Below are 12,025 nucleotides of genomic sequence, written 5' to 3' on the forward strand. Positions count from 1 at the left end.
AAATAGCCTAAGCGCCGCCCCGATCCGTGTCAGACATCGCCGACATGGACCAGCCGCAGGTCGAGACTTTCGGTGCCCTGGTAGCGATTGACGCCGAGCGTGAACAGCGTGTGCAGCGCTCCGGACGTGCGCAGGCGGCCGGCGCCGCCGAAGTCCATCGCCGCGACCGTACCGCCCTCGTGGCGCAGCCGGTAACGCACGTGGCTGGCGTCGGCGCCGACGCAGCGCGCCTGCTCGATCTCGAAGCGCCCCTCGAACAGCGGCTCGGGGAATCCCTGACCCCAGGGGCCGGCCTGTTCGAGCGCATACGCGGTGTCTATCGTCAGTTCGCCGCTCGCGAGCTCGCCGTCGGTCTCGATCACGCGCTGCAGGACGGCCGCGTCCATCTGTGCCGCGCAGGCCGCGTCGAAGGCCGCGGCGAAGCGTTCGAGATCGGCTTCGGCCAGACCCAGACCGGCCGCCATCGCATGGCCGCCGAAGCGCCCGATCAGGCCCGGATGCTGCGCATCGACCGCGGCCAGCACGTCGCGCAGGTGCAGACCCGGGATCGAACGCCCCGAGCCCTTCAGCTCGCCGGGTTGCTGCGCGCGCGCGAAGGCGATCACCGGGCGGTGGCGCAGTTCCTTGACCCTGGCCGCGACCAGGCCGACGACGCCCTCGTGCCAGTCGGGATGGAACAGACACAGGCCGAACGTTCCAGCGCCATCGACCCGTTCGAGCGCGTCCAGCTGCATCTGTTCCTGGATCTCGCGGCGCTCGCGGTTGAAGCGATCGAGCGCGATCGCCAGCGGCTCGGCCGTTTCCAGGTCCGGCGCCAGCAGGCATTCGATACCGCTGCGCATGTCGTCGAGGCGCCCGGCGGCGTTGAGACGCGGACCGAGCGCGAAGCCCAGGTCGATGGCGGCGATGTTCTGCGCCGCGCGCCCGGCCTGGCGCAGCAGCGCCTGCACCCCCGGACGTGCGCGGCCGGCGCGGATCCGCCGCAGCCCCTGCTCGACGAGGATGCGGTTGTTGCGATCCAGGCGCACGACGTCGGCGACCGTGCCGATCGCCACCAGATCCAACAGCTCCGCCAGATTCGGTTCACTGCGCACGGCGAAGCAGCCGCGCCGGCGCAGCTCCGCGCGCAGTGCGAGCAGGACGTAGAAGACCGTACCGACCCCGGCGAGCGCCTTGGACGCGAATCCGCAGCCCGGCTGGTTGGGGTTGACGATCGCGTCCGCGGCGGGGAGCCCGGCGCCGGGCAGATGGTGGTCGGTGACGATCACGCTCAGGCCCAGCGCGCGTGCGCGCTCGACGCCCGCGATGCTGGCGATGCCGTTATCGACGGTGACGAGAACCGTCGCGCCGGTTTCGGCGGCCCGCTCGGCCAGCGCCGGCGACAGGCCATAGCCCATGCGGAAACGGTCGGGAACGACGTAATGCACCTCCACGGCACCCAGGGCACGCAGACCGAGCACGGCGACCGCGGTCCCGGTCGCGCCGTCGGCGTCGTAATCGCCGGCGATGACGATGCGCTCGCCGCGCTGGATCGCATCGCCCAGGCGCGACGCTGCCGCTTCGATGCCGCGCAGGCCCTCCGGCGGCAACAGGTCGCGCAGTTCCAGCGACAGCTCGCCGGGCTCGACCCCCCGCGCGGCATAGACCCGGCGCAGCACCGGGTGCAGCGCCGCCGGCAGCCGTTCGGGCGCGCCCGGCGCGCGGCGGCGGATCAGCGGGATGGCATCGGACGCGGGCATGGCCCGCGCCTACATGCGGGCCAGCAGTGCCTTTTCGACGGCCGCACGCTCGGCCGGCACGCGGATCAGGTCCTTGAGACCGTCCTTCATGACGATGTCCGGGTCCTTCAGGCCGTTGCCGGTGAGCGTGCAGACCACCGTCGAACCGGGCTTGATCTTCCCGGCCTTGATGTCGTGCAGCGCTCCGCACAGTGAAGTGGCCGAAGCCGGCTCGCAGAACACGCCCTCGCGCGCCGCCAGCATCCTCTGCGTCGCCAGGATCTGCGCGTCGCTGAACTCGTCGAACCAGCCGTTCGAGTCCTTCTGCGCCGCCCAGGCCAGATCCCAGGACTGCGGGTTGCCGATGCGGATCGCGGTCGCGACGGTCTCCGGTTCGGCGACCGGGCCGCCGCGCAGGAACGGCGCCGCGCCGGCGGCCTGGTAGCCGACCATCACCGGACGGTGCGGCGTCACGGCCGTGCGGTCGTAGCCGGCGCCGGCGTCGAAGGGCTTCGAAGCCGCGGTGCGCTGGCCGGCCATCTCCGAGTAACCCATCCAGTAGGCGGAGATGTTGCCGGCATTGCCGACCGGCAGGCAGTGGTAGTCCGGTGCGCGGCCCAGTTCCTCGACGATCTCGAAAGCAGCGGTCTTCTGGCCCTGCAGGCGATACGGATTGATCGAGTTGACGATCGCCACCGGCGCGGTCCGCGCGACTTCCTTGACCAGGCGCATGCCGTCATCGAAGTTGCCCTGGATCTGCACGACGACCGCGCCGTGCACGACCGCCTGTGCCAGCTTGCCGAGCGCGATCTTGCCTTCCGGGATCAGCACGAAGGCGGTGATGCCGGCACGCGCGGCATAGGCGGCCGCAGCCGCCGAAGTGTTGCCGGTCGAGGCGCAGATGATCGCCTTGCTGCCCTCGTGCACGGCCTGCGTCACCGCGACGGTCATGCCGCGGTCCTTGAACGAGCCGGTCGGGTTCAGGCCCTCGAACTTCACGTACAGCGCGCCGTCGAAGCCGGCGTCGCGCGCGACATGGTCGATGCGGATCAGCGGCGTGCGCCCTTCCCCAAGCGAAATCGCGCGTGCCTCGGGCGCGAGCGGCAGACGGCGACGGTAGTGTTCGATGAGGCCGGTGTAGCGCATGGTCATACAGGGATCGTCAATGGGGAAACGGGAATCGCAGAAGCAAGAAACCGGAGCGCCGTTGACGATTCCCGATCTCGTTTCCCGATTCCCGGCGGTTCAGCCGAACTTCTCGACGCGGAAACGCGCGGCGCCCGCGCGCACGAACGGCAGCTTCTGCATCTCGGCGAGGGCGTCGTCGAAGCGGTGTTCCGGGATCACCGAGGTGATCAGCGCCACCGTGGCGTCGTCGCCGCCGCGCGGCTCGCGCTGCAGGATCGCCTCGACGCTGATGTCGTGCGCGGCCAGGATCGCCGTGAGCTGCGACAGCACGCCGGGCTCGTCGGCGACGCGCAGGCGCAGGTAGAACGGGCTCGCCGTGTCGCGGATCGGCAGCACCGGCAGCGGCCGCAACGCGTCAGGCTGGAAGGCCAGCGCCGGCACGGCGTGGCGCGCGTCGGCCGCCAGTGCGCGCGCGACGTCGAGGATGTCGGCGACGACTGCCGAGGCCGTGGCGTCGCCGCCCGCGCCGCGACCGTAGAAACCAACCTGCCCGACTGCGTTGCCGTGCACGACCACGGCATTGAGCACGCCATCGACCTTGGCCAGCAGCGTGTCGTCCGCGATCAGGGTCGGGTGCACGCGCAGTTCAACGCCGTCCCCGCAGCGCTTGGCGATGCCGAGCAGCTTGACGCGGTAGCCGAACACCTGGGCGATCTTGATGTCCTCGGGCGTGACCTTGCCGATGCCCTCGCGCGCGATCCTGTCGAAGGACAGCGGCATGCCGAAGGCAATCGCCGCGAGAATCGCCAGCTTGTGCGCGGCATCGACGCCCTCGACGTCGAAGGTCGGATCGGCCTCGGCGTAGCCGAGTCGCTGCGCGACCGCGAGCGCGTCGGCGAAGGACTCGCCCTTCTCGGTCATCTGCGTGAGGATGTAGTTGCAGGTGCCGTTGATGATGCCGGCGACGCTGTCGATGACGTTGCCGGCCAGCCCCTCGCGGATCGCCTTGATGATCGGGATGCCGCCGGCCACCGCGGCCTCGAAGGCCACGACGACGCCGGCCTTGCGCGCCGCGTCGAAGATCTCGTTGCCGTTCTCGGCGAGCAGCGCCTTGTTGGCGGTGACCACCGGCTTGCGCCGCGCGATCGCCGCCAGCGTCAGCTCGCGCGCGACGGTCTTGCCGCCGACCAGTTCGACGACGATATCGACCTCGGCCTCGCGCGCCAGCCGCAGCGGGTCGTCCCACAGGCGCACGCCGGACAGATCGCAGTCGCGCGCACGCGTCAGGTCGCGCGCCGCCGCGTCGGTGACGAGGACCGGCACGCCGACGCGGCGCGTGATCTCGGCGGCGTTGTTCTTGAGCAGACGCAATACGCCCTGCCCGACGGTGCCCAGCCCCACCACACCGACTTTCACTGACGTACTCATCACACGTTCTTGAGCATTTTCTTGATGCCGCGGATCGCCTGGCGCGTGCGGTGCTCGTTCTCGATCAGCGCGAGGCGCACATGACCATCGCCATATTCGCCGAAGCCGATGCCGGGCGAGACTGCGACCTTGGCCTCCTGCAGCAGCTTCTTCGAGAACTCCATCGAACCGAGATGCCGGAACGGTTCGGGGATCTCGGCCCACAGGAACATCGTCGCCTGCGGCTTCTCGACCTTCCAGCCGGCGGCATTGAGCCCCTCGCAGAGCACATCGCGGCGGTGGCGGTACATCTCGCAGATCTCGGCGACGCAGTCCTGCGGTCCTTCGAGTGCGGTGATCGCCGCAACCTGGATCGGCGTGAACATGCCGTAGTCCAGATACGACTTGATGCGCGCCAGCGCGGCGACCAGCGTCGGATTGCCGGCCATGAAGCCGACGCGCCAGCCCGGCATGTTGTACGACTTCGACAGCGTGAAGAACTCCACCGCGATGTCCTTGGCGCCCGGCACCTGCAGGACCGATGGCGCCTTGTAGCCGTCGAAGACGATGTCGGCATAGGCCAGGTCGTGGATCAGCCAGATCTGGTGCTCGCGGCACAGCGCGACCGCCTTCTCGAAGAACGCCAGATCGACGCATTGCGTCGTCGGGTTGCCCGGGAAGTTGAGGATCAGCATCTTCGGCGCCGGCCAAGTCTCCTTGATCGCGCGCTCCAGTTCCTCGAAGAAGTCCACTTCCGGCGTCAGGCGCACGTGGCGCACGTCGGCGCCGGCAAGCACGACGCCGTAGGGATGGATCGGGTAGGCCGGGTTGGGCACCAGCACGACGTCACCGGCTGCCAGCGTGGCGAAGGCCAGGTGCGCGAGACCTTCCTTCGAGCCGATCGTCGCGATGATCTCGGATTCCGGATCGAGATCGACGTTGTAACGGCTCTTGTACCAGCGGCTCATCGCGCGGCGCAGGCGCGGCACGCCCTTGGACACCGAATAGCGGTGGGTGTGCGTACCTTCCTCGTCGTGGTGCTCGGGCTTGACGTAGTCCGAATCGGTGCCGCGCACCGCCGCCTCGACCAGCTTGTCGACGATGTGCTTGGGCGTCGGCTGGTCCGGGTTGCCCATGCTGAAGTCGATGATGTCTTCGCCGCGGGCTCGGGCCGCCTTCTTCAGATCGCTGACGACGTTGAAGACGTAGGGCGGCAGGCGCTGGATGCGCGGAAAGTCGGTGTTCACGGCGGTCTGGGGGGCGTGGCGATCCGCGGGGATCGGAGATGCGGCGAAAGGTCGGTGCAAAGGGCCGGTATTATGGGTCGGGCCGTGGCGCTTGCATAGAAACCGCGGCGTCCGGCGGACGCGAGTCCGTCGGCGAATGCCGGTCACGCAACAGCTCGAAGACGCGCTGGCGCAAGTCTTCGCCGAAACCCGGACCGTAGCCGTGATAGATCTGCCGGATCTCACCGCTGCGATCGACCAGGAAGGTCGCGGGCAGCCGCCACACGCCGTAGTTGGCCGACGCGATGCCCAGGGTATCGACCACGACCGGGTAGCTGACCGGGCGCACGCTCAGGAAGCGCCGCGCATCCTCGACCCGCTTGTCCAGGCCGACGCCGAGGATCTCGAAATCCGCACCAAAGCCGGACTTGTGGACCTCATGGCGCAGCGCCTGCAGCCGCGGGATCGACTCGATGCAGGGCCCGCACCACGACGCCCAGAACTCGACGACCAGCACCCGCCCGAGCAGTGTGCTGACGCGCGTGCCCTCGGGACCGTTGATCACGATGCCGGCCGCCTCGGGCGCGCGCACCCCCGGTCCGATCGAATCGGCCGCCGCCGGCGCGGTCCACGATGCCAGCACCGCCGCGAGCAGGGCCGCGCCCGGGAAACGCATGCGGCGCTCAGCGCCGGGGCATCATGCCGGGCGGCAGACGGCCGCCCATGGCGCGCATCAGCTTGCCCATGCCGCCACTGGCGACCTTCTTCATCATGTCGCGCGTGGTCTCGAACTGGCGCAGCAGGCGATTGACCTCCTGCACCTCGACGCCACTGCCGGCGGCGATGCGGCGCTTGCGCGAGGCCTTGATCAGGTCGGGGAAACGCCGCTCCTGCCGCGTCATCGAGTTGATGATGGCGACGGTGCGCCGCACCTGCTTGTCCATGTCCACGTTCTTGAGCTGGGCCTGCATCTGCGCGCCGCCCGGCAGCTTGTCGAGCAGGCTCGCCATGCTGCCCATGTTCTGCATCTGCAGCATCTGCTCGCGGAAGTCCTCCAGGTCGAAGCTCTTGGTCTTCTTGAGCTTCTCGGCGAGCTTGATCGCCTTGTCCTGATCGACCTTGCGGACCGTCTCCTCGATCAGGCCGAGCACGTCGCCCTGGCCGAGGATGCGCGCGGCGATGCGGTCCGGATGGAAGACTTCGAGCTTGTCGGACTTCTCGCCGACACCGAGGAACTTGATCGGCTTGCCGGTGACCTGGCGCACCGACAGCGCGGCGCCGCCGCGCGCATCGCCATCGACCTTGGTCAGCACCACGCCGGTCAGCGGCAGCACGTCGGCGAACGCGCGCGCGGTCCGGGCCGCGTCCTGGCCGGTCATGCTGTCCACCACGAACAGCGTCTCGACCGGATGGAGCGCGGCATGCAGCGCGGCGATCTCGCGCATCATGGCCTCATCCACCGTCGTGCGGCCGGCGGTATCGACGATCAGCACGTCGGCGTACTGCTTCTTTGCCTCGGCCAGCGCGGCCTGCGCGATCGCCACCGGATCCTGCCCGGCAGCCGACGGGAACCACTCGACGCCGACCTGCCCGGCGACGATCCGCAGCTGCTCGATGGCTGCGGGACGATAGACGTCGCAGGAGACGACGATGACCTTCTTCTTCTCGTGCTCCTTGAGCAGGCGCGCGAGCTTGCCGGTGGTCGTCGTCTTGCCCGAACCCTGCAGGCCGGCCATCAGGATGATCGCCGGCGGCTGCTGACGCAGATTGAGCGGTTCTGCGGACCCGCCCAGCGTCTCGGTCAGCTGGCGCTGCACGACACGCAGGAACTCCTGCCCCGGTGTCAGCGACTGCGTGATCTCGACGCCCAGCGCCCGGGTCTTGACCTGCTCGACGAAATCCTTGACCACCGGCAGCGCGACGTCGGCTTCGAGCAGCGCCATGCGCAGCTCGCGCGCCGCGGCATTGATCTGCTCCTCGGTCAGCCTGCCCTGGCCGCGGATGGCATCGAGCACGCGCGACAGGCGGGAAGTGAGGTTTTCGAACATGGGCGATGGATCAGGCAGGCCGGGCGCGCATTGTAGCGGCCGCTCAGTCGAAACTGATCGTGTCCCCGCGTTGCAGATGCACGTAGTCCCAGCCGCGCAGCGCGGTACGGCACTGCTTTTCGATGACCGGCTCGCAGCCGGGTTTGTGATGGGTCAGGTAGAGCTTGGGCCGGTGGCGCAGCTTCTGCAGCTCGCTGCCGAGCAGGCTCGGCGTGAAATGCTTGGCGGCATAGCCCAGTGCCGCCTGCTCGTCGGGAAACGCGATCTCGATCACGAGCTTGTCGAGGCGCGGCAGTCCGTTGAGAAAGCTCCACATGCCGTCGTCGGCATAGGTGTCGCCGGTGAACGCGAACACGCCGCGCCGGCCTTCGATCGCATAACCGACCGCCGGCACCGTGTGCAGCACGCGGAATGCCGTGAGCCGGTGCCCGCTATCCAGATCGAAGCGCTCGCCGACGCCGATGACCTGCCACTTCAGCAACGGGTGGGCTTCGTCCGGCAGGACGGAAAAGTCGGGCCAGATCTTCCAGTTGAAGATGTGCTCGCGGACGATGCCCAGCGTCTCGGTGGTCGCATGGACCTCGATCGGCCGGTCGATCAGGTCGAACAGGTTGTCCGCCATGAACGCCAGTCCGCAGACGTGATCGAGATGGCTGTGGGTCAGGAAGATGTGCCGGATGCGTCGCTGCTGGCTCAGCGTCAGGTCACCGACGCCGGTGCCGACGTCGATCAGCAGTTCTTCGTCCACGAGCAGGCTCGTGGTCCGCAAGCCCGGACCGACGCCACCGCTACAGCCGAGGACCTTGATCCGCATGCACGATTGTTCTTGCGTCTGGCAGTCGATGCTAGCACAGCACCCACTGCCGGCCGCGAACCGCAGGGCCGCATTCCGGCTAAGCTTCGCCGACCATGATCCTGAATGTCATCGCCCTGGCGATCTACTGTGCGGCTGCCGTGAGCCAGTACCGCGATCGCCGCCTGCCCGGCGAGCGCTGGTTCGTGCTGCCAGCCCTGCTCCTGCACGCCACGGCCCTGAGCCGGCACGTGCTGCAGGGCGGGACGATCACCATCGGCATCAACGAGTCCCTTTCGCTGTTCGCCTGGCAGTCCGCGTTCCTGCTGTGGGCGCTGTGCTTCCGCGAACCGCTGCGCGCGCTCGGCACCGTGGTCTATCCGCTCGCCGGCGTGGCCGCCGTGCTCGCCAGCCACTGGCCGACGCCGGCCAGCGACATCCCCATCGCCGACTGGAAGGCGCGCAGTCACATCCTGCTGTCGCTGTTCTCGGCCGGCTTGCTGACGCTGGCCGCGGTGCACGCCGGCCTGCTGGCCGTGCAGGACCGTCTGCTGCACAGTCGCCGCATGACGCCGCTGGCCCGTTCGCTGCCGCCGGTGCAGACGATGGAGCGCCTGCTGTTCCAGCTGATCGGCATCGGCTTTTTCCTGCTGTCGCTGACCCTGCTGTCCGGCATCTGGTTCATCCGCGACTGGATGGCGCAGCACCTGGCGCACAAGACCATCCTGTCGATCGCGGCCTGGATCATCTTCGGCGTGCTGCTGTGGGGACGCGTGCGCTTCGGCTGGCGCGGGCGAACCGCGATCCGCTGGACGCTGGCGGGCTACACCACGCTTGTGCTCGCGTATTTCGGCAGCAAGCTCATTCTCGAACAAATTCTCGGCAGGCACTGGAGTTAGCTTCGATATCTCAAGTCGTTCGGGTTGACAGCGACCCGCCCGCTTGGGTAACAAACAGCATCCACACGGCCACTGCCGACCGCGCTTTTGGACGACATACCCCTATCCGCCCTGTTCGGGCTGCTCTTTGCATTGCTGTGCTGTTCGGCGTTCTTCTCCGGTTCCGAAACCGGCTTGATGACGATGAACCGCTATCGCGTGAAGACGCGTGCGCAGAAAGGCGAACGCAGCGCCAAGCTCGTGTGGGACATGCTGCAACGGCCGGACCGACTGATCGGCACCATCCTGCTCGGCAACAACTTCGTCAACACGCTGGCCGCCTCGGTCGCCACGCTGATCGGCCTGCGGCTGTTCCCCGGCGAGACCGGCATCGCGGTCGCCACCGGCGGACTGACCCTCCTGCTGCTGGTGTTCGGCGAAGTCACGCCCAAGACGCTGGCCGCGCTGCATCCGGAGCGCTTCGGCACACCCGCCGCCTACGTCCTCTGGCCGATGATGCGTCTGTTGGCGCCGCTGGTCTGGGCGGTGACGCTGGTCGGACACGGCATCCTGCGCGTGTTCGGCATCTCCGCGGACGAGGCGGCGCAGCACAGCCTCAGCACCGAGGAGCTGCGCACGGTGGTCGCCGAAGCCGGCGCGATGATTCCGCACCGCCACCAGAAGATGCTGCTGTCGATCCTCGACCTCGAGAAAGCCACCGTCGAGGACATCATGGTGCCGCGCAACGAGATCGTCGGCATCGACATCTCCGAGCCCTGGCCGGCGGTCAAGGAAGCGATCATCGGCAGCCAGCACACCCGCATCCCGGTATTCGACGGCTCGATCGACAACCTCAAGGGCATCGTCCACCTGCGCCGCGTCGTGCGCCTCGCCGCCGAGGATAGCCTCGACGTGCAGAGCCTGCTGGCGCTGGCCCGCGAACCCTACTTCATCCCCGAGGGGACGCCGCTGAACCAGCAGCTGCTCAATTTCCAGAACCAGAAGCGCCGCATCGGTTTCGTCGTCGATGAATACGGCGACATCCAGGGCCTGGTGACCATCGAGGACATCCTCGAGGAGGTCATCGGCGAGTTCACCTCGGATCCGGCGACACGCATCAAGAACGTCTATGCCGATGCCGATGGCAGCTTCCGCGTGAACGGCTCGGTGACGATCCGCAGCCTCAACAAGAATCTCGGCTGGAAACTGCCGACCAACGGGCCGAAGACCATCAACGGCTTGATGCTGGAGAAGCTGGAACATCTGCCGCAGCCCGGCGCCCGCGTCGAGATCGCCGGCTACAGTTTCGAGATCACCGAGATGCGCGCCAACGCGATCAAATCGACGCGCGTCTGGCCGCCCAAGGCCGCGGCACCCGGCACGCGCAAGGCGGCCTGATCCGCAGCCTCAGAGCTGGTCCAGCGCCTGGGCCAGGCGCGTGACCGGCACGACCTCGATGTCGATCTTGGCTGCGCGCCGCGGCTTGTTCGCATCCGGCACGATGGCGCGCCGGAAGCCCTGCTTGGCGGCCTCGACCAGCCGCTCCTCGCCGCCCGCGACCGGGCGCACCTCGCCCGCCAGACCGATCTCGCCGAAGGCGATCCAGTCAGACGGCCAGGGCCGGGAGCGGAAACTGGACAACGCCGCCAGCAGCAGCGGCAGGTCGGCCGCGGTCTCCTGGATGCGCATGCCGCCGACGACGTTGACGAACACGTCCTGGTCGCCCAGCGCGATGCCGCCGTGCCGGTGCAACACGGCGAGCAGCATGTTCAGGCGGTTGCTCTCCAGCCCCAGCGTGACGCGGCGCGGCGTGCCGATCGACGAACGATCGACCAGCGCCTGCACCTCCACCAGCAGCGGCCGGCTGCCCTGCCGCGCCACGGTGATCACGCTGCCCGGCACCGGCTCGGGATGGCGCGACAGGAACAGCGCCGACGGATTGCTGACTTCCTTGAGGCCCGCGTCGGTCATCGCGAACACGCCCAGCTCATTGACCGCGCCGAAGCGGTTCTTGATCGCGCGCACGATGCGGAAGCGCGAACCCGGATCGTGCTCGAAGTACAGTACGGTATCGACCATGTGTTCGAGCACGCGCGGCCCGGCGATCGCGCCTTCCTTGGTGACGTGGCCGACCAGCACGACCGCCGTCTGCGTGGCCTTGGCCTGGCGCACCAGCTGCGCCGCGCACTCCCGCACCTGCGACACCGAGCCCGGTGCCGAATCCAGCGTGTCGGTGTACAGGGTCTGGATCGAATCGACGACTACGAACGCCGGCTTGAGCTGCGTCAGCTGCGCGAGGATCTGCTCGACGCTGGTCTCGGCGAGCACCGGGATGTCCAGATTCGCCAGCCCCAGACGCTGCGCGCGCAGGTGCACCTGCGCCAGAGACTCCTCGCCGGTGACGTAGAGCGTCGTCAGCCGCGGCTGCAGCGACGACAGCACCTGCAGCAGCAAGGTGGACTTGCCGATGCCCGGATCCCCGCCGAGCAGGCACACCGCGCCGCGAACGACGCCGCCGCCGAGCACGCGATCGACCTCGGGCATGCCGGTCGATGCGCGCGGCGCCTCCTGCGTGCCGACCTCGCTGAGCCGCTGCACGCGTCCGCCCGCCGTGCCGCTGATGCCGCCTGCCCGTGCCGAGCTGCGCGGCATCGCCTGCGTCTCGACCAGACTGTTCCAGCTGCCGCAGTCGGCGCACTGCCCTGCCCATTTCGGGCTGCTCGCACCGCAACTCTGGCACACGTACTCGGTCCGCGTTCTGGCCATGGCCCTGCAGGCTTCCGTGGAAATCTGATGTGGCCGCTCGTCGAAAACGGCTAACATGAGC

At 68.4% G+C, this 12,025-nt stretch carries 10 protein-coding genes; 2 read left to right on the forward strand and 8 right to left on the reverse strand.

Features of this window, described 5'->3' with window-relative positions:
- Nucleotides 1-29 precede the first annotated feature (29 nt).
- From recJ to AAG565_RS09320, 7 genes are all read right to left on the reverse strand, one after another.
- Nucleotides 30-1,739, reverse strand: a complete 1,710-nt coding sequence (recJ, locus tag AAG565_RS09290) for a single-stranded-DNA-specific exonuclease RecJ (protein WP_348819306.1) — start codon at nucleotides 1,737-1,739, stop codon at nucleotides 30-32.
- Nucleotides 1,740-1,748: 9 nt separating this feature from the next.
- Nucleotides 1,749-2,870, reverse strand: coding sequence for a threonine synthase (gene thrC, locus AAG565_RS09295; RefSeq protein WP_348819307.1), 1,122 nt, complete (start codon nucleotides 2,868-2,870; stop codon nucleotides 1,749-1,751).
- 93 nt (nucleotides 2,871-2,963) lie between these two features.
- On the reverse strand, nucleotides 2,964-4,274 hold the full coding sequence (locus AAG565_RS09300; protein WP_348819308.1) for a homoserine dehydrogenase: 1,311 nt from the start codon (nucleotides 4,272-4,274) through the stop codon (nucleotides 2,964-2,966).
- On the reverse strand, nucleotides 4,274-5,500 hold the full coding sequence (alaC, locus tag AAG565_RS09305) for an alanine transaminase (protein ID WP_348819309.1): 1,227 nt from the start codon (nucleotides 5,498-5,500) through the stop codon (nucleotides 4,274-4,276). The genes AAG565_RS09300 and alaC overlap by 1 nt, the downstream gene beginning before the upstream one ends.
- Before the next feature lie 70 nt (nucleotides 5,501-5,570).
- Nucleotides 5,571-6,155 (reverse strand): TlpA disulfide reductase family protein, encoded by a 585-nt coding sequence (locus tag AAG565_RS09310; RefSeq protein WP_348819310.1) that lies wholly within the window; start codon nucleotides 6,153-6,155, stop codon nucleotides 5,571-5,573.
- Between the two features lie 7 nt (nucleotides 6,156-6,162).
- Nucleotides 6,163-7,527 carry a signal recognition particle protein gene (ffh, locus tag AAG565_RS09315; RefSeq protein ID WP_348819311.1) on the reverse strand — a complete coding sequence of 455 codons (1,365 nt, stop codon included), beginning with the start codon at nucleotides 7,525-7,527 and terminating at the stop codon, nucleotides 6,163-6,165.
- A gap of 43 nt (nucleotides 7,528-7,570) precedes the next feature.
- Nucleotides 7,571-8,341 carry a 3',5'-cyclic-nucleotide phosphodiesterase gene (locus AAG565_RS09320; RefSeq protein ID WP_348819312.1) on the reverse strand — a complete coding sequence of 257 codons (771 nt, stop codon included), beginning with the start codon at nucleotides 8,339-8,341 and terminating at the stop codon, nucleotides 7,571-7,573.
- A gap of 95 nt (nucleotides 8,342-8,436) precedes the next feature.
- On the opposite strand from AAG565_RS09320, the gene ccsA reads away from it, so the two are divergent.
- The gene (gene ccsA / locus AAG565_RS09325; RefSeq protein WP_348819313.1) at nucleotides 8,437-9,219 is read left to right on the forward strand and encodes a cytochrome c biogenesis protein CcsA; all 783 of its coding nucleotides are present in this window, start codon (nucleotides 8,437-8,439) and stop codon (nucleotides 9,217-9,219) included.
- 87 nt (nucleotides 9,220-9,306) lie between these two features.
- Nucleotides 9,307-10,596 (forward strand): HlyC/CorC family transporter, encoded by a 1,290-nt coding sequence (locus AAG565_RS09330; RefSeq protein WP_348819314.1) that lies wholly within the window; start codon nucleotides 9,307-9,309, stop codon nucleotides 10,594-10,596.
- A gap of 9 nt (nucleotides 10,597-10,605) precedes the next feature.
- On the opposite strand, the gene radA is transcribed toward AAG565_RS09330, so the two are convergent.
- Complete coding sequence (radA, locus tag AAG565_RS09335) at nucleotides 10,606-11,964, reverse strand: DNA repair protein RadA (RefSeq protein ID WP_348819315.1); 1,359 nt, start codon at nucleotides 11,962-11,964, stop codon at nucleotides 10,606-10,608.
- Between the last annotated feature and the right edge of the window lie 61 nt (nucleotides 11,965-12,025).

Origin of the sequence: Fontimonas sp. SYSU GA230001 (genome assembly GCF_040066175.1) — a bacterium.
Classification (GTDB): Bacteria; Pseudomonadota; Gammaproteobacteria; order Nevskiales; family Nevskiaceae; genus Solimonas.

Coding starts and splice junctions, on each gene's coding strand:
- recJ (WP_348819306.1), bottom strand. CDS start 1,739: ATGCCCGCGTCCGATGCCATCCCGCTGATCCGCCGCCGCGCGCCGGGC.
- thrC (WP_348819307.1), bottom strand. CDS start 2,870: ATGACCATGCGCTACACCGGCCTCATCGAACACTACCGTCGCCGTCTG.
- AAG565_RS09300 (WP_348819308.1), bottom strand. CDS start 4,274: ATGAGTACGTCAGTGAAAGTCGGTGTGGTGGGGCTGGGCACCGTCGGG.
- AAG565_RS09310 (WP_348819310.1), bottom strand. CDS start 6,155: ATGCGTTTCCCGGGCGCGGCCCTGCTCGCGGCGGTGCTGGCATCGTGG.
- ffh (WP_348819311.1), bottom strand. CDS start 7,527: ATGTTCGAAAACCTCACTTCCCGCCTGTCGCGCGTGCTCGATGCCATC.
- AAG565_RS09320 (WP_348819312.1), bottom strand. CDS start 8,341: ATGCGGATCAAGGTCCTCGGCTGTAGCGGTGGCGTCGGTCCGGGCTTG.
- ccsA (WP_348819313.1), top strand. CDS start 8,437: ATGATCCTGAATGTCATCGCCCTGGCGATCTACTGTGCGGCTGCCGTG.
- radA (WP_348819315.1), bottom strand. CDS start 11,964: ATGGCCAGAACGCGGACCGAGTACGTGTGCCAGAGTTGCGGTGCGAGC.